Here is a 20937-nt window from a genome sequence, read left to right on the forward strand (position 1 = left end):
TTCAGGCGGACTGCGGCTGTCCCGCGGCGAGTCGGGAGACGGCAGCAGCAACGAGCGGGATGGTGATGCGTGCGCGGGCACCGTGCGGATCGACCGAGTCCAGGGCGAGGCTGCCCTGGCCGGCATAGCGGGCGGCCAGTTGCCTTCGGACGTTGGCCAGCCCGACCCCCGTGCCGCTGCTGGCCGCGCCCCCGAAGCCGAGCCCGTCGTCGGTGACCTCGACCTCGAGCGAGTCGCGGTTGCGGCGGGCGCGCACCAGCACCTGGCCACCTCCCGCCGGCTCGAGCCCATGGCGGATCGCGTTCTCGACCAGCGTCATCGCCAGCATCGGCGGAAACGCGAGGGCGTCCAGCGCTGGATCGACATCGATCCGGTAGCCGAGGCGCGAGCCCATCCGGATGCGATACAGCTCGAGGTAGGCGCGCACCAGCTCGATTTCGTCGGCCAGGGTGCCGCTGGCATTGCGCACCTGCGGCATGGCCGTGCGCAGGTAGCGCATCAGGCTCTCGATGGCCTCGGCGCCCGCTTGCGGGCGGGTGCGATACAGGCGTCGGACGTTGGCCAGCATGTTGAACAGGAAGTGCGGCTCGATCTGCGCCTGCAGCAGCGCCAACTGCTGCTCCGCTTCACCCTGGACCTGTTGCACGCGGGCGAGGTCCGCCGCGTGAGCCGCCGATTCGGCGCGCAGCGAGCGCTGGTGAACGTCGCCGATGGCCGCCAGGAAGATCGCCGGCAGGCCCCAGTGCAAGGCTTCCGACAGCAGCCGCAGGGGCGACGGCAGGTAGGCGAAGCCGTGCGCGTAATAGGCGAAGAGCAGCAACGCGAAGGCAAGGGCGGCCACAAACAGCACCGTGCACACGAGGGCCAGCCGCATCGGCAGCGAGGACGGCAGCGCCTCGTCGAGGAAGGTGTAGACCAGCAGCAGGCCGGCCGCCAACACCGACAGCTCGGCCAGGTGTTCCAGCCAGGCCACGGCGATTTCAGCCGGGGAGAAGAAGTCGACGAGGGTCGGGCTGACCAGGATGCCCAGCGACAGGAGCACCGTCGTCACCGCGGCTGCGGCGATGCGGCGGGCGTCGAGCGCCCGCAGCACGCGGACCGCATAGGCGCGGACATCCCCGGGTGGGAGCCCAAGCCGGAGGTTGCCGAGCATCGAAGGCTCCTGGACGGGTCAGTCCGTCCATTCTGCGCCCCGCGAGGCTTGCCGCACAGTGCGCCGCGACGGATGCGGCCCACGGACGACGGGTGCGACCCATGCGGGATGGGCGCGGCAGGTGTCGCCACCCAGCCCGAATTCAACAGCCTGCTAGGCGGTTGCGGTCGTGCGCGCCACGTCCAGCGTGGTGGTGCGCCGCAGCTCCCGGCGGTGTTTCTTGTCGTCGAAGTACGTCGCGCGGTGCATGGTCGTCCGGTTGTCCCAGATGACGAAGTCGCCGACCAGCCAGGGGTGGCTGTAGACGAAGCGCGCTTGGGTCGCGTGCTCGGTCAGGTCGCGCAGCAGCAGGCGACCTTCCGGCACCGGCCAGCCCACGATCTCCTGCGCGTGCGAGGCCAGGTACAGGGAGCGGCGGAGTACGCCAGGGATGCGGCGGACCAGCGGGTGCACCGCGCCCTTGAGCTGCTCCTTCTCGCCCGGCGCGAACTCGAACCCGAGCACCTCGCGCGAATAGGCGATCGAGTGGTGAACGCGCAGGTCCTCGATCAAGGTCTTCGTCTGCGCGTCGAGCGCGTCGTAGGCACCGCGCATGTCAGCGAACTGGGTGTCGGCGTGCACCTCGGGCACCACGCGCGCCGACAGCATGGAGTACCTTCCCGCCGGATCGACGAACGACGCATCCGTGTGCCATAGCCGGTTGGCCAGGGCGCTCATGCGGCGGCGGTCATTGGGCGGCAGCAACTGGCCGTCGCGCCCCACGTTCGAGACGTCCGAGAGTGCCTCGTTGCCGAAGCGGTTCTTTTCCAGGACCGAGGAGGACGTCTTCGCATGGAGCGTGCCATCAAACTGCGTGGCAAATTCGAGCTGCTGGTCGTCCGTGAACGGCTGCTTGCGGAACACGAGCACCCCGTACTGGTCCATGCCCCGGCGGACTTGCTCCAGGGTCTCACTGTCCGCATGTCGCAAGTCGACCTCGCTTGCTTCGGCAACGAAGGAGGGGTGAAGTGGCTTGAAGGTGAGTTGCATGTGAGCTCCGAGTGTCAGTAGTCTTTCGCCGACGTCATTCCGGCTTGATGTTGCCGTCCTTGATCACCTTCGCCCACTTCCGGATCTCGGACCGCGTGAAGGTGTCCAGGTCGGCGGACGTGCCGCCCCCGGGCAAGGCACCCATGTCTTCGATCTTCTGGCGTACGTCGGGCATGGCCATGACCTTGGCCATCTCGGCCTGCAGGCGAGCGACGATCTCCGGCGGCGTCCCCGCCGGGGCCAGCAGGGCGCCCCAGGTGAAGGCTTCGAACCCGGGCAAGCCGCTTTCCGCCAGTGTGGGGACCTGGGGCCAGCTCGCCAGCCGCTGCCGGTTGCCGGTGGCCAGCGCCCTGAGCTTGCCGGCCTTGACGTACGGCCCGGCGGACAGGACGCTGTCGAACAAGACCGAGCAGACCCCGCCGATGGTGGCGGTCAGCGCCGGACCACTGCCCGCATAGGGGATGTGCGTCATCTGCACGCCGGCCATGCCCTTGAACAGCTCCGCAGCGAGATGCGAGGGCGAGCCCAGTCCGATGGAGCAGTAGTTGGCCTTGTCCTTGTGTTCGCGCGCCCAGGCGATGAATTCCTGTGCGGTCTGGAACGGTGCCGACGCCGGAACGACCATCAGCAGCGGATTGATCGACATGAGCGTCACCGGTGCGAAGTCGCGCACCGGGTCATAGGGGATCTTGGGAAACAGGCTCACATTGATCACGTGCGGGCCGGCGCCGGTGGACAGCAGGGTGTATCCGTCGGGCGCGCTCTTGGCCGCCAGCTCACTGCCGATCATCGCCGCGCCGCCGCCCCGGTTGTCCACGACAACCGGTTGCTTGAGGCTTTCGGACAGCTTCTGTCCCACCAGGCGCGTCATCAGGTCGGTCGTGCCCCCCGGCGGATACGGCACGATGATGCGGATGGGCTTTTCAGGGTAGCCGGCCTGCGCGGCGCCTGCGAAAAGCGCAGCGGCAAAAAGGATCGCTTCGCGAAGGTGCTTCATCTTGTCTCCTGGTCTTCTTTGCCCGCAATCCAGCTGGCAGGCCGCCATTCAAGCACCCGGCAACGATAAGAACAATCCATTTATTCCGGTCGATTCAGTAGTGCTGCGACACAATGGCCTCATGAAAAACATCGTGACACTGCGCCAGATCGAGGGCTTCCTGCTGGCGGGCGAGCTGCTGTCGTTCAGTCGTGCCGCCGAAGCGATGCACATCACCCAGTCGGCCTTTTCTCAGCTGGTGCGGGAGCTGGAGGCCGCGCTGGGCGTTCGGCTGTTCGACCGCACCACCCGCCGCGTTGCCCTTACCGAAGCCGGCGTACTGCTGCATGCCAAGATGAAACGCGGCGTGCTGCAAATCGATGAGGCCTGCGAGGACGCGCGGGCCATGGCCCGCCTCGAGCACGGTCACATCCGGGTCGGCACGCTGGCTTCCCTCGCCATCAGCGTGGTGACCCGGGCGCTCGGCGAGTTGCGCAAGAGCTTCCCTGGCGTGAAAGTGAGCATGCGGGAGGACTACAACGGGCCTCTCCTGGAACGGGTAGCGCAAGGAGACGTCGACTTCGCTGTGTGTGCCTACAGCCACTCGGCCACGGAGCTGCAGTTCGATCACTTGTTCGATGACGAGCTCGTCGCCGTGATGCAGCGGACGCGCGCCAACCCGGACGAGCCGGTCCTGCGCTGGTCCGCACTGCAGGATGCCCCGCTGGTGATGCTGGTGCGGGACTCCGCCACGCGCGACCAGATCACCGCGGCGCTGGCGGCGAACCGGATCGTCCGTGAGCCGGATTACGAAGTGGCCAACATGTTCACCGCCTTGAGCATGGTGCGCGCGGGCTTCGGAGTGACGTTTCTGCCGGCCATGGTCATCGGCGAGGTGAACCTTGCCGGACTCGCCTGGAAGCGGCTGCAACGCCCCGTGCCGCTGCGGCGCATCGGCATCTGCCGGCGCGCTGACCGTACCGCTTCTCCCGCCGCGGCCAAGTTCGAGCAGTTGCTGCGCGCGGAGGTCGAGCGCACGCGAAAGCGGACGCGGGAGACGTTCGGCACCTGAAGACCGCCAGGAGGATCAGCATGGCGGGGAGTGTGGGAGGCGCTCAGCGCGGCAGCCATTCCGGCCGGTCGCCGCCGAGGCGCGGGGTCGGCTTGTCCCAGTGCGGCGGCGTCTCGGACAGTTGCAGTGCCGGTCCGAGCGTCCGCAGTTCGCCGTAGCTGCCCGACTCCTGCACCAGCAGCGGCGCCAGCTCCTGTTCCGTGAGCTTGCCGGTCGCTTCGGCGAAGCCCTCGACCAGCCCCTGCCGCTGCACGAGCATCGCTGCGCCGCACAGCGCCGTGTGCACGCGCCAGCCGCCGCCTTCGCGCCCGCGCCGGCCGAGTGCCAGCAGGGCGCCATAGGCTGTGAGGTAGCCCGTGGTGTAGTCGCACACCGGCGCGAAGACCAGCTTGGGCTGGCCGGCCCCGGTGAGCCTGCCTTGCGTGTCGCAGACGCCGCTCACGGCCTGCGCAACCTGTTCCCAGCCCGCGCGGTCGGCCCAGGGTCCGCCCGATCCGTAGCAACTCACCTGCACCTGCACCAGGCCGGGGTTGAGGCGCCAGAGCGTGTTCTCGTCGAAGCCCAGGGAGGCGATCCGCCCCGGCCGGTAGCCGTTGACCAGCACGTCGGCCTCGGCCACCAGCGCTCGCAGGCGCTCGGCGTCGGCCGGGCGGCGCAGGTCCAGGAAGCAGCTGCGCTTGCCATGGCTGGTATCGCGCACGTGCTCGGGCGTTTGCGGCAGATGGTCGGAGGTGACCATGAGCACGTCCGCGCCGAGTTCGGCCAACGTGCGTCCGCCCACCGGGCCGGCGAGGATACGGGTCAGGTCCAGCACGCGCACGCCGGACAGCGGGCGGGCGCCCGCGGCGGGCAAGGGCAGCCAGGCGGGCGCAGGCGCGGTGCCGACGCGATCGACTTCCACCACGGGGCGGCCGGCGAGGTAGCGGCCTTGGGGGTGCGCCAGCCACTCCTCGGCGCTCCGGATGGTGCCGCCGCAGGCGCGCGCGGCGGCGATGGCTTCTTCCAGGGCGTCCGCATCGCGGCTGGCGACGGCGGCGCGCACCGCTTCGGGCGTGCTGTCGCACTTCAGGACATCGAGCACCCGCTGCGAAAGGTGCGGCAGGTTCAGGTGCGGCAGGAACCAGCGGCCGTCGCGTGTGGGCCAGGGCTGCGTCACGGTCAGCATGTGGGCCATGGCCTGCGGGATCTGAACGTGTTCGTACGCACCCGCTGCGTTGCGGGCGCGGGTGTAGTCCACCGTACGCACCGTGGCGGCGGCATGGCGCTGGCTCACGCGGACCTGCTGGCGCTTTCCGGCGCGCTGCTGCCACACGTCGTTGGCCGCGACGCCCACGGCAGCCAGCACCGCGGCCGTTGTGTCGCCGACGCGCAAGGGCGTGGGATGGAACGGATCGCGGCCCTGCACGGCCGCTTCGCCGGCAGGGGCGGCACCCTGGCCGCGGATGATCATCAGTTCCTCGAAGGCCGGGGCGATGGCGGGACTCGTCTGCGTCGTCTCTGTCATGGGGTCTCTCAGGTGTGCGAGTACAGCGCCGCACCGGGCGCCGGCAGTTCGGCCTGCAGCACCGTGCCACTGGCCGACTCGGTCAGCACCAGCGTGCGGCTGCCGGGACGGAAGGCGGCATTGGTGACGGTGCCGCCGGCGGGACTGCGCACGAAATGCGTGGTCCAGCCCCGCGCGTCCAGCACGAAGGCACCACCCAGGCTGGCGTGGGCGACCACGAGGCTGTCGTTCGCATCCAGCGCCAGCCCGTCCGGTCCGCTGGTGCCGAAGAAGGTCTGGAAGGCGCCCGCTTTCGACACCGAGCCGTCCGGCAGCAGCGGCATGCGCCACACGGCATTGGCGCGCGTGGCGGCCACGAACAGGAAGCGCTGGTGCGCGTCCAGCGCGATGCCGTTCGGGCTCGGTACGTTGGAAAGCAACAGGTCGAGCCGGCCATCGGTCCGCAGCCGGTACACGCGACCGCTCGGATCGTGCAGGCCGGTCTGGCCCTGGTCGGTGAAGTACAGGTTGCCCTGAGCGTCAAAGCTCAGGTCGTTCAGACCCTTGAAGCTTTCCGAGTTGCGGTGTCCGAGCACGGTCTCCACGGCACCGCTGGCGGCATCGACGCGCAGCAGGCCGCGGCGGTAGTCGGCCACCCAGAGGCTGCCGTCACGGTGGATCGCAATCCCGTTGGGCCAGCCGCCGGTCTCGGCCACCAGCTGCCACTCGCCTTGCGGAGTGACCTGGAAGACGCGCCCGTGCGGGATGTCCGTGAGGTACAGGTTGCCGGCGCGGTCGAAGCTCGGTCCTTCCAGGAAGCAGTCGACCACCTGGCCCGGCTTGTTGGCGTCGGCCCAGTCGCTGCGCCGCGGCAGGCGCAGTGCGTCCGGCATGCGCGTGAGCACGCGGGCCTCGACGATCTGCGGCGCCGTGAAGTTGACGTTCCACATGCGCGTCTACTCCTGCGGTGATACCGGGCGCGGGGCGTGGCCGCTGTAGGTGGGAATGAAGCTGCGCGGGATCGGCCCCTTGTTGCGCCCGCCTTGCTGCGTCTGCTCCCAGGCGTGCGCCAGGATGCCCACCGAGCGTGACAGGCAGAACAAGCCGCGCGCCAGGGCCGGTGCGAAGCCCAGCTCCGCATAGACCACCGCCGTGGCGCCGTCGATGTTCATCGGGATGCGGCGACCGCCCTTGCGCGCGGCGAGCACGTCCTCCACGGTGCGGGCGATGCCGGCGAACCGGCCCGCGACATCGCCGCGTGCCGCCGCCGCGTCGACCAGCGCCAGCAGCGGCGCGGTGCGCGGGTCGACCGGATGGAAGCGGTGGCCGAAGCCGGAAATGAACTTGCCGTGCTCCGCCACGAACGCGTCGAGCGCCGCGCCGGTGGCGTCCTGCGCCGCGGCGCCGGCGTCGATGCGCGCTGCGATGTCCAGGTACAACTCCATCGCCTGCTCGCCCGCGCCGCCGTGCACGTCGCCCAGCACGTTGACCGCGCTGCCCATCGCGTTGTTCAGGCCCACGCCGCAGGTCGCGGCGATGCGCGCGATCGCGATGCTGGGCGCCTGCGGGCCGTGGTCCACCGCGGACATCAGCACCGCGTCCAGCAGCCGCCCCTGGGCCGGCGTGGGCAACTCGCCGCGCGTCATCAGCCAGATCATCTGCGCCAGCCCGATTCCGCCCGCGATCAGGTCCTGGATGGCGTAGCCGCGGTAGCGGATCACGCCGGGCTGCATGTCGATGATGTCGGTGCGCCACCAGTCTTCGCTGGCGATCTGGGCGGCGGACTTGTCCGTGGTCATACGGCTTGCTCCGATTGCAGTTGGGCGATCTCGTCGGGGCCGTAGCCCAGGTCCGAGAGGATGTCGCGGGTGTGCTGGCCCAGCGTGGGCGGCGGCGCGTCGACGGTGGGTGCCTGGCCATCGAGCTTGAAGCCGGTGCGCAGCACCCGGATGTCGCGGCCCACGCCGGGCACGTCGGCAAAGTGGCCGACCATGCCGCGCTGCGCGATCTGCGGATGCTCCAGCGCCTGGGGCACGGTGTAGACGGGACCGGCCGGCACGCCGGCCTGATTGAGCAGCGTCCACCATTCTTCGGTGTTGCGCGCGGCCAGCGCTTCTTCCAGTGCAGCTTTCAACTCGACCCGGTGCTGCAGCCGGCCCTGGCGGTCGGCAAAGCGCGGGTCGGTGGCCAGCGCGGGCCGGCCGATGACGCGGCAGACGGCCTCGAACTGCTCCTGCTTGTTGGCAGCGATGTTGATCAGCCCATCGCCCGTGCGGAAGGTGCCCGAGGGGCTGGCAGTGACGTTCTCGTTGCCCATGGGCCGCGGTTCGCGCCCGGCGATCAGGTGGTTGGACACCGCCCAGCCCATGGTCGCCATGGCCGCTTCCAGCATCGACACGTCGATGAAGCTGCCGCCCGCGCGCTCCCGGTCCGCCAGCGCGGCGGCGACCGCGAAGGCCGCCGTCATGCCGCCGATGGTGTCGGCGACGGGATAGCCCACGCGGTAGGGCGCGGTCTCGGGTGCGCCGGTGATGCTCATGATCCCCGACATGCCCTGGATGATCTGGTCGTACGCGGGCAGGTCGCGCAGCGGGCCGTCCTGGCCGAAGCCGGAGATCGCGCAGTAGATCAGCCGCGGCTGCTCCTTGAGCAGGTCTTCGTAGCCCAGGCCGAGGCGTTGCATCACGCCGGGACGGAAGTTCTCCACCACTACGTCGGCGGTGGCCACGAGCTTGCGGAACACCGCCTTGCCCTGCGGGTGCTTGAAGTCGATCGTGATGGAGCGCTTGCCGGGGTTCTGCGCCAGGAAGGAGACGCCCATGAAGCGGCGGTTCAGGTCCGCATCGGCGCCCAGCTGGCGCGCCAGGTCGCCGCCCTGCCGGTTCTCCACCTTGATGACGTCGGCTCCCATGTGGGCGAGCTGGTGGCAGGCGAACGGTCCGGCGAGCACGTTGGTGAGATCGAGCACGCGAATGCCGTGCAGAGGGCGGGTGGTCATGTGGTGCTCAGTCCGGCTTGATGCCCGCCTGCTTGATCACCGCCGTCCAGCGCTTGATCTCCCGGTTCACCAGCGCCGTGGCTTGCGCCGGCGTGCTGGCCACGACGGTCAGGCCCATCTCGTCGATTTTCTTCTTCGCATCCGGCAGCGCCAGCGACTTGACGATGCCGTCGTGCAGATTGTCGACCACGGCTTGCGGCGTTCCGGCCGGCGCACCGAAGCCGATCCAGAAGTCCATGTCCATCTTCGGCAGGCCGGACTCCGCGGCCGAGGGCACGTCGGGCAGGGCGGCGTTGCGTTGCGCCCCGGTGACCATCAGCGCACGCAGCTTGCCGCTCCTGATGTACGGCAGGGCGGTGGGCACCGAGGTGATCAAGGCCTGCACCTGGCCGCTCATGAGGTCGGCCAGCACGGCACCCGCGCCCTTGTACGGGATGTGCACGATCGAGGTTCCGGTCAGGCTCTTGAACAGTTCGCCGGCCAGATGCGTGTTGGTGCCGTTGCCGCCGGAACCGTAATTGAGCTTGCCCGGACGGGCCTTGGCCAGTGCGATGAACTCTTGCATCGTCTTCGCGGGCACGCCCGGGTTCACCACCAGCACGTGCGGGACCTTGACCGCGGTGGTGATCTGGGTGAAAGCCTGGTGCGGATCGAACGGCAGGTTCGGGATCAGGCCCGCTGCGATCGCATAGGACAACTCGATGGTGCAGAGCGTCCTGCCATCCGGTGCGGCGCGGGCCACCGTGCCCCAGCCCACCACGCCGCCGCCGCCGGTGCGGTTGTCGACGATCATGGGGGCGCCGACGATGGGCGCGGCGAACTGGGCGATCACGCGCGACACCAGGTCGGTGCTGCCACCGGGCGAGAACGGCACGATGATGGTGATCGGTCGTTCGTTCATCTGCGCCTGGGCCAGGGTGGGCAGCAGCAGGGCGGCCGGTGCGAATGCGAGCGCGCGACGGGTGCGGTTGGGGTGCATGGAGATCTCTCGGTGATGCGGGAAAGGGAGAACGGGAGGCGCTGCGGGCTTACTTGCCATGAAGGGTCACTCCACCGTGGCGCCGGAGGCCTTCACGGCGGCGCCCCAGCGCTGGTGCTCGCTGTTCATCAGGTCGGCCAGTTCCGCCGGCGTGCCGCCGCGCGGCGTGGTGCCTTCCTCGCGCAGCCGGGCGAGGGTGGCCGGGCGGGCCAGTGCCGCATTGAAAGCCTTGTTGAGGGTCTGCACCACGTCGGCCGGCGTGCCGGCCGGTGCGACCAGCGCCTTCCAGTCCTCGGCGACGTAGCCGGGGTAGCCGGACTCGGCCACCGTCGGCACGGCCGGCAACAGGGGCATGCGCTGCGCCGAGGTGACGGCGACCGCGCGCAGCTTGCCGGCCTTGATCATCGGCAGCACGCTGGGCGGCGTGCCGAAGTACAGGTCGGTCTGGCCGGCGAGCAGGTCGGTGATGGCAGGGCCCGCCCCCTTGTAGGCGACGTGGGTGAGTTCCACGCCCGCCTCGTGCGCGAACATGGCGCCGGCGAGATGGCTGACCGTGCCGTTGCCGGCGGAGGCCATGTTCAGCGGCCGCGCCTTGGCGCGCGCCTTCAGGTCGGCCAGGGTGTGGATCGGCGAATCGGCGCGGACCACCAGCACCACCGGCTGCGAGCCGACCAGCATCACGGGCGCGAAGTCCTTCAGCGCGTCGAAGGGCATCTTGCGGTACAGCGCGGGATTGATCGCCAGGTTGGAGGTCTGGGCCATGCCGATCGTGAGGCCGTCCGGGCGCGCCTTGGCGACCGCGTCGATGCCGATGTTGCCGCCGGCGCCGGGCCGGTTGTCGATCACGATGTTCCAGTGCGTGGCCTGCGTCACCGCATCGGCCATCAGCCGGCTCACCACGTCGGTGCCGCCGGCCGGCGGGAAGGGCACGATCAGCTTGATCGGCTGGGACGGATAGCCACCCTGGGCGCAGGCGACACCGGCGCAGAGCAGGGCAGCGGCGCACAGCAACAGGCGGCGCACAGGCGAGAAGGGAAAGCGGTAAGGCATGGGAAGTCTCCTGGTTCTTGTAGAGGGGTGGCTGGAGCCGGCGCCGCTCACTCGCTGCGGGCGTGCGCGCGGATGGCAGCGCCGACGGTCTGCCCGTAGTCCATGGCCGCCCGCCACTGCGCGGGCGCGGAGCTGGCGGGCAGGTGGTTCAGGGCGCGCTTGGTTTCGGCGATGGCGCCAGAGTCGTAGCTGGCGATACGCTCCGCGAGGGCGTGCGCTCGCGGCAGCAGTTCGGCCGGCGCGATCACTTCGTTGACGAGGCCCCAGCGCTCGGCGGTGGCGGCATCGATGCGTTCATCGGCCAGCAGCAGCCAGGCTGCCCGCTTGCGTGTCAGCAGCAGTTGGCTGGTCGGCCCGGCCATGCTGGCGTAACTGCCGGAGCGAATTTCGGGGCAGGCGAACGAGGCCTGCGTCGAGGCGAGCGCCAGGTCGCACGAGTTCACCAGCGTCACGCCGCCGCCGAGAGCCAAACCGTTGACCGCGGCGATCAGCACCGCCGGATGCTCGCGCAGCGCCATGTTCAGGGCGATCGCCTCCTCGCCCGCGGTGTCGCTGCAGCCGGCGGCGATCTCGGCCGCGCGCTCCTTCAGGTCCAGCCCCGCGCAGAAGCTGGCGCCGCTGCCCGTGAGCACGATCGCGCGTGCCGTGCCGCGCGCTGCCTGGAGCGCAACGCACAGCAGCATGCGCGTGTGGCGGTCGAGCGCGTTGCGCTTTTCCTCGCGGGTGATGGTGATCTGCAGCCAGCCGGAATGGTGCTCGAGTGCGACGGTGTCTCGGTGCATGGGAGGAGGAAGCGACGGGCGTCGGGGCTGGGGTCTCGTTCGGGGGCTGCCCTGGAGCAGCGGGCCGGACTCGTTGGCCAGCCCGCGGTCTGCCGGGCGTTGACAAGAATCCGGTTGGTCCGTAGTATAGAACACGAGTCTGTAGTACAGCCATGATAGTCAGGCCGCGACGGTCCGTCAATCTCAGCCACGGAGGGGAGATCCATGCCCAGGAAACCGGCCCACGCTTCCGTGGCGGACGAACACGCAGCGCCGGGTGGTGCGGCGGCCGTCGACCGCGCGATCAGCCTGCTCGCCGCCTTTCGCGCCGGTGACAAGGCCTTGTCGATGACCGCCCTGTCGGAGCGGACCAGGCTCTACAAGAGCACCGTGCTGCGGCTGCTGGCGTCGCTGGAGCACGGCGGGCTGGTTCGGCGCACTGCCGATGGCCAATGGATGCTCGGCCCCGAGGTGGCGCGCCTCGCATCCCTCTATGCCGAATCGTTCTCCCTGGAAGCGGTGGTCATGCCCGAAATGCGGGAGCTGGTCCAGCGCACGCAGGAAAGCGCGGCGTTCCACGTGCGGCAGGGGGAACTGCGGATGTGCCTGTTCCGTGTCGATTCTCCGCAGCTGCTGCGGGATCATGTCCGGGCCGGCGACATGCTGCCCCTGGACCGGGGTGCGGGCGGGCGTCTGCTGCTCGCATTCAGCGGCGCGCGCGGCCGCCTCTATGAGCAAGCGCGAAAGGACGGTTACCTCGTCGTCGCAGGCGACCGGGTGCCGGGGCTCATGGGGATCTCGGCGCCGGTGTGGAATGCCGCCAGCGAGCTGGTGGGCGCTCTCACCTTGTCGCTTCCCGAACAGCGGATGAAGCCGAGATTCATCAAGGAGCTGCGGCAATCGGCTGCACGGATCACGCAGCGCATCGGTGGCGCTGCGAGCCCCGGGCTGTGATGAATTCGAGAATGGCGATGCGCGGCGCAAGTCCCGCATACATTGACGAGCGCAGGCAACAAGCAGGCGTCATGGCCGGAAGGACGGTTTCACTTGCAAGATGACTGGCTCGGCGACCAGGCGCAGGGCGGCACGGAGCCCCGGCGCGGCCTGAACCTGCGGCAGATCGAGGTGTTCCGCGCGATCATGCTGGCCGGCTCGGTCAGTGGGGCGGGCCGCATGCTCCATGTGTCGCAGCCGGCCATCAGCCGCATGCTCGCGCTCACCGAGGACCGCCTCGGCTTCAAGCTGTTCGACCGCCAGAGCACCCGCCTGTTGCCGACCCCGGAGGCGCGCAAGCTGTTCACGGAAGTCGAGGGGCTGTACCGGGGGGTGGAACGGGTGAACGACCTGGCGGGCAACCTGGCGCGCAGCGGCGCCGGCAGCCTGCGCATCGTCGCCAGCGCCAGCTACGGCGAGCGGCTGGTGCCGATGGCCCTGCAAGGTCTCCTGCAGCGCAACCCCGGGGCGCAGGTGTCCTGCCGCAACGTGACCTACGACGAGCTCACCGCGCGCTTCCTCACGGGCGACGCCGACGTCGGCCTGGCGATGGAGGCGCCGGACCACGCCAACCTGAAGGCGGTGGAACTGGGGCGCGATGCGCTGGTGTGCCTGCTGCCGGCCAGCCATCCGCTGGCGCGCGAGCCGGTGCTGCGGCCCGAGGCCCTGCAGGGCACGCCCTGGATCGGCTACCCGCCACTCACCCCGCTCGGGCGCACGCTGGTCGCGTGGATGGGCGCGCCGGCGGCTGCATCCGCTGCGATCGAGGTGCATTCCCCGGCGACGGCCTGCGCCTTCGCGCAGCAGGGCCTGGGTGCGGCCCTGGTGGTGCGATGGAGCGTGCCTTTGGCCCTGGCGCCGGGCATGGTCTTGCGGCCGCTGGAGCCCGCCGCTTCCGCGGGGATCTGGGCAGTGTCCTCGCGGCTGGAGCCGCTGCCGGTGCTGGCCAAACGCTTCCTCACCGCGGTGGGGAACGCCTTGCGCACCGGCGCCGGCCATCAAATTTAGGCGGCGGGGCATAACCTGGTGCTATCCACCCCGGCGCTGACCAAGGGGCGCAAAGCCAGTCCCCGCGCGGGCTGGCGGCCCTTGGCGGGGCGCGGCGGCCCGCCTGCGCCGCGCGTGCGCGCGAGCGGGTGCCTGGCCGGCGGGCGGCATCATGGTGCCGTCATCAACCCGAGAGCAATATGAGCAGCAACAAGTTGGGCCTGGCCGTGGCGCAGATGGGCCCGGTGCACCTGTCGGACAGCCGCGGCGCCGTGGTCGCGCGCCTGCTGGCAATGATGCGCGAGGCGAAGGGGCGCGGTGCGCGCCTGGTGGTGTTTCCGGAACTGGCGCTCACCACCTTCTTCCCGCGCTACTGGATGACGGAGACGGAGGCGCAGGAACGCTTCTTCGAGAAGACCATGCCGAATGCGCAGGTCCAGCCGCTGTTCGACGAGGCGAAGAAACTGGGCATCGGCTTCTACCTGGGTTTCGCCGAACTCACGCCCGAGGGCCGCCCCTACAACACCGCGATCCTGGTCGACCAGAACGCGAATATCGTCGGCCGCTACCGCAAGGTGCACCTGCCGGGCCACAGCGACCACAAGAAGGACGCGCCGTTCCAGCACCTGGAGAAGAAGTTCTTCGACGTGGGCAACAAGCCGTGGGGCGTGTGGAACGCGATGGGCGCGCGCATCGGCATGGCGCTGTGCAACGACCGGCGGTGGCCGGAGACCTGGCGCGTGATGTCGCTCCAGAGCGCGGAGGTCGTGGTCCTGGGCTACAACACGCCGTCGCAGAACATCCACTGGGACGAGCCGGTGCACCTGCGCATGCACCACCACCTGATCACGATGCAGGCGAGCGCCTACCAGAACTGCGTGTGGGCCGCCGCCGCCGCCAAGTGCGGCCGCGAGGATGGCTTCCACATGATCGGCGGCTCCGTGATCGTCGCCCCCACCGGCGAGATCGCGGCCCAGGCCAGCACCGAGGACGACGAGGTCATCTGCGTGAATGCCGACCTGGACCTGGGCGCCGCGTTCCGCAAGAACGTCTTCGACTTCGCGCGCCACCGCCGGCCGGAGCACTATCAGCTGATCGTCGATCGCGTGGGCCCGGGCGATCCGCTGCCCGAGTATCAGTAAGCGCTTTCGAGACTGCGTCCCCGCCTGCGCGGGGACGCGGCATTCAATGCACCGCGCGCGCCTGGTGCTCCAGCCGGGCGAGCCAGCGCACCATCGGCCACAGCAGGGCCAGGTACATCAGGGCGGCCAGCACGATGGGCGACGGGTTGTACACCAGCGCCTGCGCGTCGCGGGCCACCCGCAGCAGTTCCGGCAACGCGACGACGCTGGCGATGGTCGTGAGCTTGACCACCTCGATGCCGTTGCCGACCAGGTCCGGCAGCACGTTGCGCGCGGCCTGCGGCACGATCACGTGCCGCAGCGCCTGCAGCCGCGTCAGGCCGGTGGAGCGGGCCGCTTCCATCTGGCCGGCCGGCACGCTTTCGATGCCGGCGCGGAACACCTCGGAGAAGTACGCCGAGTTGTTCAGCATGAAGCCGATCGCCACGGCGGCCAGCTTCGGCAGGTCCACACCCAGGAAGGGCGTGCCGAAGTAGATCAGGATCAGCAGCACCAGCGGCGGGAAGGCCCGGAAGCCGTCGACGTAGGCGGTAATCGTCCAGCGCAGCCAGCGGTGGCGCGTCTGCGTGGCCACCAGCGCCAGCGCCAGGCCGGACACGACCCCGATCGGGATCACCAGCAGCGACAGCCAGATGGTGGTCCACAGTCCGCGCAGCAGGAACGGGAAGACCTCGCGGTAGATCTCGAACTGGAAGAAGTTTTGCAGCAGGGCGTCCATGGCGGCTTCAGCGCTTCCAGCGCCAGCGGGTTTCCAGCCAGCGCGCGAACAGCACCACGGGCAGGAAGATCAGGAGATAGGCCGCGGCGCCCAGCACCAGCGGCGTCGGGTTGCCCGCGTTGCTGCTCGCCGATTGCGCGACGTTGAGGATCTCGCTCAGGGCCACCACCGAGCCCAGCGCCGTGTTCTTGGTCACCGAGATGACGCGGTTGGTGAGCGGCGGTACCGCCAGCCGCAGGGCCTGCGGCAGGATCACGTGGCGGGTGGTCTGCCACCAGCTCAGGCCGGTGGAACGCGCCGCCTCCACCTGGCCGGCGGGCAGGGCGACCATGCCAGCCCAGATACTCTCCTCGGCATAGGCACCCAGCACCAGCGTCAGCGTCAGCCAGGTGGCGGTGAACGCCGACATCGGCAGGTCCAGGAACGGGAAGCCGAAGAACAGGACGATGATGATCACCAGCGGCGGCAGCGCGCGCAGGATGTCGGCGTAGCCCACCACGCACCAGGCGAGCGGAGCCCAGCGCAGCGAGCGGCCCACGGCGAGCAGCAGGCCGAGCGCCACCCCGGCCAGCACGACGGCCACGCTCAGGAGCGCAGTGACGCCCATCCCGCGCGCGATGTCGCCCGCGTACTGCGCGGCGATGCGCGCGTTCAAAAAAGTGAAGACGAACTGGCCGAGTCCGGCCGGCGTGCCCTCCATGCTCACGCCCTCTCCGCGTAACGCGAGACGAAGGCCCGCGTGCGCTCTTGCCGGGGCGCGCCGAAGATCTGCTCCGGCGGGCCTTCCTCGACGATCACGCCGCCGTCCATGAAGACCACGTGGTCCGAGGCGGCCCGGGCAAAGCCCATCTCGTGGGTCACGACCAGCATGGTCATGCCGGCGGCGCGCAGGTCGCGCATCACCTGCAGCACGCTGCCCACCAGTTCCGGGTCGAGGGCGCTGGTGGGCTCGTCGAACAGCAGTACCTTGGGCTGCAGGGCGATCGCGCGCGCGATGCCCACGCGCTGCTGCTGCCCGCCCGAGAGCTGGCCCGGGAAGCTGTCCGCCTTCTCCGCCAGCCCCACCCGCTGCAAGGCGAACCGCGCCTGCGCTTCGGCCTCCGCGCGCCCGTGGCCCTGCACTCTGCGCAAGGCCAGGCTCACGTTGCCGAGGGCGCTCAGGTGCGGGTACAGGTTGAACTGCTGGAACACCATGCCGATGCGCTGGCGCACCTCGTTGAGGTTGACGCGCGCATGCATGATGTCGATCCCGTCCACCACCACCTGCCCGGCGCTCGCGTCCTCCAGCCGGTTGCAGCAGCGCAGCATCGTGCTCTTGCCGGAGCCGGACGGGCCGATCACGCAGACCAGCTGCCCCGGCCGCACGCGCAGGTCGATCCCGCGCAGCACGAGGTTGTCCTTGTAGGCCTTGTGCAGGCCGACGATCTCGAGGATGGGAGCGGGGATCATGGCGGCGTGCAGCGGCGGCTCCTCAGGTCTTGCCGCAGGCCGGCTTGACCGGCGTCGGGTCGTAGCCGGCCAGGCCCTCGATGCCCTGGCCGATGGCCGGCTTCATCGCGGTGGCATCGGCGGCGGGCACGAAGCCGAACCACTTCTGCGCGATGCGGCCGATCGTGCCGTCCATCTTCATGCACTTGAGCGCCGTGCCCGCGGCGTCGCGGCCGGCCTTGTCATCCAGCCGGAAGGCCAGCGCCCAAACCAGGCCGGTCTTCACGGTATAGGTGGTCTGCACCGCCGGGTTCTGCCTGGACGCCCAGGCCGCCGCCGTCGTGCCGGCCAGGTTGGCGTCGGCCCGGCCGGACTGCACCGCCTGCACCGCGTCGGCATTGTTGCCGTAGACGTCGTACTTGAAGCCGTACTTCGGGGCGTTGTCGCGCGCCCAGCTCTCATAGGCCGAGCCCTTGTTGACGGCAACCGTCTTGCCCTTGAGGTCTTCCAGCGTCCTGATGACGGGAGCGCCCTTGCGGATCACGAAGGTGTAGTCGGTGTCGAGATAGCCCTCGGTGAACAGCATGGCCTTGGCCCGCTCGGGCGTGGCGGTGACCGGTGCCAGCACGAAGTCGTACTTCTTCGCATTGAGCCCCGGCACGAGGCCGGAGAACTCGGTGCCTTCGATCGTGATCTTGCGGCCCAGCCGGCGCGCGAGCTCCTCGCCCAGGTCGATGTTGAAGCCCTGCAAACCGCCATCGAGCCTGGTCATGGCATGCGGGGCGAAGGTGGCGTCGACGCCGGTGCGCAGCGGCGCGCCGGCTTGCGCGAAAGCGGCAGCGCCAGAGAAGGCGGCCACGGCGACGAGGGCGAGGCGGAAGGTCATGGGAATTCCTGTGGTTCGGATCATTGGGGGCGGGCAGGGATCAGAGCGTCGGCCAGGCCTTGCCTCGGAGCCCCAGCAGCGCGGGCAGGCGGGAAGCAGGTGCCGTGCCCGCTGCCGGGAGGGTGGCTTGCGGGCTGCGGCGTGCGACGTAGCGGCCGGAGCCGCGCGCCACCTGCAGCAGGTTGTCCTTCACCACCACGCGGCCGCGGCTCATCACGAGCTCGGGCCATCCGCGCAGGCGCTTGCCTTCGTACGGCGTGTAGCCCACGTTGTCATGCAGCATGGCGGTGCCGACGGTGACTTCGCGCTCGGGATTCCACAGCGCGAGGTCGGCGTCCAGCCCCACCGCCAGGTTGCCCTTGCAGTGGGCCAGGCCGTACATGCGGGCGTGGTTGGTGGCGGTGAGCGCCACGAACTCGTTGATGGTGATGCGGCCCTGCATCACGCCTTCGGAGAACAGCAGCGGCATGCGCAGCTCGATGCCCGGCACGCCGTTGGCCATCTCCTTGAAGGTGGTCGCTTCGCCGCGCGGCAGCTTGCCGCTTTCGTCGAAGCGGTAGGGCGCGTGGTCGGAGGAATAGAGGCCCAGCGTGCCGTCCTTCAGGCCGTCCCACACGGCCTGCTGCGAACGCGCATCGCGCGGCGGCGGGCTGCAGCAGAACTTGGCGCCTTCCATGCCGGGCGCGTCGATGTCGTCGGCGGTCAGGAACAGGTACTGCGGGCAACTTTCGGCGTACACCTTGCCGCCCAGCTTTTGCGCGGAGCGCACCAGTTGCACGGTCTCGGCACCAGCCACGTGCACCAGCAGGACCGGCACGTCGATCAGGCGCGCCAGCGCGATCGCGCGATGGCTCGCCTCGGTCTCGGCCAGCGTGTCGTGCGCCACCGCGTGGAACTTCGGTGCCTTGTGGCCGCGATCGAGCAGGCGCTGCGCAATCCAGCGGATCATGTCGTGGTTCTCGGCATGGACCATCACCAGCGCGCCCTCGCGGCCGGCCAGCGCCAGCACGTCCAGCAGCTGGTGGTCGTCCAGCTTCAGCGCGTCGTAGGTCATGTAGACCTTGAACGACGTGATGCCTTCGCGGATCGCCTGCGGCAGGTGCTGCGAGAGCGCCTCCTCGTCGGGGTCGGCCAGGATCAGATGGAAGCCGTAGTCGATCACCGCTTTCTCGCGGGCGCGCTGCGCGTAATCGGCCAGCACCTCGGGGATGCGCTTGCCGCGGTGCTGGGCCGCGAACGGGATGATCGTCGTGGTGCCGCCGAACGCGGCGGACACCGTGCCGGAATGGAAGTCGTCCGCGCTCATCTTCCCCATGCCGGAGAGTTGCTCGATGTGCACGTGGCTGTCGATGCCGCCGGGCAGCACCCAGCGGCCGGCCGCGGCGATGTCCTCGCGGCCGGGCGGCAGGTGCTCCTCGATGGCGGCGATCACGCCATCGCGGATGCCGATGTCGGCATGCCGGATCTCGCGGTCGGTGGCGATGCGGCCGCCGCGCACGGTGATGTCGAAGGAAGCGTCGGAGCTCATCAGAAGGTGCCCGGGTAGTTGCCGCCGTCAAGCAGCAGGTTCTGGCCGGTGATGAAGCCGGCCTGCGCGCTGCACAGATACACGCAGGCATCGCCGAATTCGGCGGGCGTGCCGAAGCGGCCCGCCGGATTGGCCGCGCGTCGTTCGGCCAGCACGGTGTCCTCGCTCTTGCCGGTCTGGCGCGACCACTGGCGGGCGGTGTCCCGCAAGCGGTCGGTCTCGAAGGGACCGGGCAGCAGGTTGTTGATGGTGACGTTGTGCGCCACCACCCCGCGCGCGAGTCCCGCGACGAAGCCGGTGAGGCCGGACCGGGCGCCGTTGGAGAGTCCGAGGATGTCGATCGGCGCCTTCACCGCCGCCGAGGTGATGTTCACGATGCGCCCGAAGCGGCGCGCGATCATCGCGTCGATGGTGGCCTTCATCAGCGCGATCGGCGCCAGCATGTTGGCGTCGAGCGCGGCGATCCAGTCCTCGCGCTCCCACTCGCGGAAGTCGCCCGGCTTCGGCCCGCCGGCGTTGGTCACCAGGATGTCGGGCGCGCCACACGCTTCGAGCACGGTCGCCCGCCCCGCCGCCGTGGTGATGTCGGCCACGACGGTGGTGACGCGCGCCGCCGTGGCGCGCCGGATCGCCTCGGCCGCGTCCTCCAGCACCTCGCGGCCGCGCGCCACCATGGTGACGGCGGCGCCCTCGCGCGCGAGCGACTCGGCGCAGGCGCGCCCGAGGCCCTTGCTCGATGCGCACACCAGGGCGCTGCGTCCGGCGATGCCCAGGTCCATCAGCGGATCGCCAGCGGCGCGTTCGCGGTGATCGACAGGCCCACGCGTTCCACCACCGCTTCCAGTTCGCGCGCCGTGACCGCATCCATGCGCATGCCGGGTGCGCGGATGGCGTCGCTGGTGATCAGGCCGCGGCGCTGGTACACGTACTTGCGCAGCGCGAGTCCCAGCTTGGGCTGGAACTCGTAGCGGATCAGGGGGCAATAGCGGTCGAAGGTGGCCGCGGCGCCCGCGTGGTCGCCGGCCGCGTGCTGCCGGTAGATCTTCACCAGGATCTCGGGGAAGGCGAAGCCCGTCATGGTGCCGACGGCGCCGCGCTGCAGTTCCTCCAGGAAGTACATGCCGCCCAGCCCGCCGAAGATGCGCATGCTGGCGCCGGCCAGTTCGCGGATGCGCGTGATCTTGGGGCCTACCGGCGGCTCTTCCATCTTGATCAGGTGGACGCCGCCCTCGCGCCCCAGGCGCGCGACCACGTCGGGGGAAATCTCGGTGCCGAAGGAGGCGGGGAAGTCGTGGATCACCACCGGGATGGGCAGCGCCGCGGCGAGTGCCTGGTAGTAGTCGAACTGCACCGCGTCCGACGCGTTGTCCAGCGGCGCGGCAAACACCGCGGCCGCACCGACGTCCGCCGCCTCGCGCGCCTGCTCGATGCTGCCGGCGATGCCCAGCGCCCGCACGCCGACCCATACCGGCACGCGGCCGGCCGCCGCTTTCACGAAGGCCGCGACCACATCGCGGCGTTCCGCGTTGGAGAGCTTGTGCGCTTCGCCGAGAAACCCCAGCACCGCCAGGCCCGCCACGCCGGCGGCCACCTGGAAGTCCACCAGCGGCGCGATGCTGGCGAGGTCGAGCGCGCCGTCGGCCGCGAAGGGTGTGGGGCAGATGGTGTAGACGCCGCTGGCGTCCAGGGCCACGGCACGCGGATCGGTTGGCGTATGCATAGCCTCATTGTTGTGAACCCCGCTGCCGCTGTCG

General features: G+C 69.9%; 21 protein-coding genes. 4 read left to right on the top strand and 17 right to left on the bottom strand.

The genetic code is table 11. From position 1 onward, the window contains the following. Window position 1 precedes the first annotated feature (1 nt). The 3 genes from JWP60_RS07095 to JWP60_RS07105 form a co-directional block, all read right to left on the bottom strand. A complete protein-coding gene (locus JWP60_RS07095; RefSeq protein ID WP_299788371.1) occupies window positions 2-1153 on the bottom strand; it encodes a histidine kinase in 1152 nt (383 codons plus the stop codon). A gap of 153 nt (window positions 1154-1306) precedes the next feature. Beyond that, the gene (locus JWP60_RS07100) at window positions 1307-2182 is read right to left on the bottom strand and encodes a TauD/TfdA family dioxygenase (RefSeq protein ID WP_299788374.1); all 876 of its coding nucleotides are present in this window, start codon (window positions 2180-2182) and stop codon (window positions 1307-1309) included. Between the two features lie 34 nt (window positions 2183-2216). After that, complete coding sequence (locus JWP60_RS07105) at window positions 2217-3179, bottom strand: tripartite tricarboxylate transporter substrate binding protein (protein WP_299788376.1); 963 nt, start codon at window positions 3177-3179, stop codon at window positions 2217-2219. Window positions 3180-3300: 121 nt separating this feature from the next. Between JWP60_RS07105 and JWP60_RS07110 the strand changes: the two genes are divergently transcribed. Continuing rightward, window positions 3301-4230, top strand: a complete 930-nt coding sequence (locus tag JWP60_RS07110; protein WP_299788379.1) for a LysR family transcriptional regulator — start codon at window positions 3301-3303, stop codon at window positions 4228-4230. 43 nt (window positions 4231-4273) lie between these two features. Here JWP60_RS07110 and JWP60_RS07115 read toward each other — a convergent pair whose 3' ends face one another. From JWP60_RS07115 to JWP60_RS07145, 7 genes are all read right to left on the bottom strand, one after another. Further along, window positions 4274-5734, bottom strand: a complete 1461-nt coding sequence (locus tag JWP60_RS07115) for a CoA transferase (RefSeq protein ID WP_299788381.1) — start codon at window positions 5732-5734, stop codon at window positions 4274-4276. Window positions 5735-5742: 8 nt separating this feature from the next. After that, window positions 5743-6663, bottom strand: coding sequence for an SMP-30/gluconolactonase/LRE family protein (locus JWP60_RS07120; RefSeq protein WP_299788384.1), 921 nt, complete (start codon window positions 6661-6663; stop codon window positions 5743-5745). Window positions 6664-6669: 6 nt separating this feature from the next. Beyond that, window positions 6670-7512, bottom strand: a complete 843-nt coding sequence (locus tag JWP60_RS07125) for a citryl-CoA lyase (RefSeq protein ID WP_299788387.1) — start codon at window positions 7510-7512, stop codon at window positions 6670-6672. After that, window positions 7509-8711: a CoA transferase gene (locus tag JWP60_RS07130; RefSeq protein WP_299788390.1), complete on the bottom strand. Its 1203-nt coding sequence runs from the start codon at window positions 8709-8711 to the stop codon at window positions 7509-7511. Before JWP60_RS07130 ends, JWP60_RS07125 begins: the two co-directional genes overlap by 4 nt. Before the next feature lie 7 nt (window positions 8712-8718). Continuing rightward, entirely contained in the window at window positions 8719-9690 is a 972-nt protein-coding gene (locus tag JWP60_RS07135; protein ID WP_299788393.1) for a tripartite tricarboxylate transporter substrate binding protein, read from the bottom strand. Between the two features lie 66 nt (window positions 9691-9756). Beyond that, entirely contained in the window at window positions 9757-10740 is a 984-nt protein-coding gene (locus JWP60_RS07140; protein WP_299788396.1) for a tripartite tricarboxylate transporter substrate binding protein, read from the bottom strand. Between the two features lie 47 nt (window positions 10741-10787). Continuing rightward, a complete protein-coding gene (locus tag JWP60_RS07145; protein WP_299788399.1) occupies window positions 10788-11522 on the bottom strand; it encodes an enoyl-CoA hydratase/isomerase family protein in 735 nt (244 codons plus the stop codon). A gap of 204 nt (window positions 11523-11726) precedes the next feature. On the opposite strand from JWP60_RS07145, the gene JWP60_RS07150 reads away from it, so the two are divergent. From JWP60_RS07150 to JWP60_RS07160, 3 genes are all read left to right on the top strand, one after another. Next, window positions 11727-12455, top strand: coding sequence for an IclR family transcriptional regulator (locus tag JWP60_RS07150; RefSeq protein ID WP_299788402.1), 729 nt, complete (start codon window positions 11727-11729; stop codon window positions 12453-12455). 93 nt (window positions 12456-12548) lie between these two features. Then, complete coding sequence (locus JWP60_RS07155; protein ID WP_299788404.1) at window positions 12549-13502, top strand: LysR substrate-binding domain-containing protein; 954 nt, start codon at window positions 12549-12551, stop codon at window positions 13500-13502. A 179-nt stretch (window positions 13503-13681) separates the two neighbouring features. Then, a complete protein-coding gene (locus tag JWP60_RS07160) occupies window positions 13682-14623 on the top strand; it encodes an N-carbamoyl-D-amino-acid hydrolase (protein WP_299788407.1) in 942 nt (313 codons plus the stop codon). A gap of 43 nt (window positions 14624-14666) precedes the next feature. Here JWP60_RS07160 and JWP60_RS07165 read toward each other — a convergent pair whose 3' ends face one another. Genes JWP60_RS07165 through JWP60_RS07195 form a run of 7 tightly spaced genes read right to left on the bottom strand, consistent with a single transcriptional unit; the run spans window position 14667 to window position 20903 of the window. Beyond that, window positions 14667-15341 carry an amino acid ABC transporter permease gene (locus JWP60_RS07165; protein ID WP_299788412.1) on the bottom strand — a complete coding sequence of 225 codons (675 nt, stop codon included), beginning with the start codon at window positions 15339-15341 and terminating at the stop codon, window positions 14667-14669. 7 nt (window positions 15342-15348) lie between these two features. Then, the gene (locus tag JWP60_RS07170; RefSeq protein WP_299788521.1) at window positions 15349-16041 is read right to left on the bottom strand and encodes an amino acid ABC transporter permease; all 693 of its coding nucleotides are present in this window, start codon (window positions 16039-16041) and stop codon (window positions 15349-15351) included. A 2-nt stretch (window positions 16042-16043) separates the two neighbouring features. Next, window positions 16044-16790 carry an amino acid ABC transporter ATP-binding protein gene (locus JWP60_RS07175; RefSeq protein ID WP_299788415.1) on the bottom strand — a complete coding sequence of 249 codons (747 nt, stop codon included), beginning with the start codon at window positions 16788-16790 and terminating at the stop codon, window positions 16044-16046. A 22-nt stretch (window positions 16791-16812) separates the two neighbouring features. After that, window positions 16813-17655 (bottom strand): transporter substrate-binding domain-containing protein, encoded by an 843-nt coding sequence (locus tag JWP60_RS07180; protein WP_299788418.1) that lies wholly within the window; start codon window positions 17653-17655, stop codon window positions 16813-16815. A gap of 40 nt (window positions 17656-17695) precedes the next feature. Beyond that, window positions 17696-19183, bottom strand: a complete 1488-nt coding sequence (hydA, locus tag JWP60_RS07185) for a dihydropyrimidinase (RefSeq protein WP_299788421.1) — start codon at window positions 19181-19183, stop codon at window positions 17696-17698. Next, window positions 19183-19962 carry an SDR family oxidoreductase gene (locus JWP60_RS07190; RefSeq protein ID WP_299788423.1) on the bottom strand — a complete coding sequence of 260 codons (780 nt, stop codon included), beginning with the start codon at window positions 19960-19962 and terminating at the stop codon, window positions 19183-19185. The genes hydA and JWP60_RS07190 overlap by 1 nt, the downstream gene beginning before the upstream one ends. Then, window positions 19962-20903, bottom strand: coding sequence for a dihydrodipicolinate synthase family protein (locus tag JWP60_RS07195; RefSeq protein ID WP_299788426.1), 942 nt, complete (start codon window positions 20901-20903; stop codon window positions 19962-19964). Before JWP60_RS07195 ends, JWP60_RS07190 begins: the two co-directional genes overlap by 1 nt. Window positions 20904-20937: the final 34 nt, after the last annotated feature.

Source organism: Ramlibacter sp. (genome assembly GCF_028291745.1).
Taxonomy (GTDB): domain Bacteria; phylum Pseudomonadota; class Gammaproteobacteria; order Burkholderiales; family Burkholderiaceae_C; genus Ramlibacter.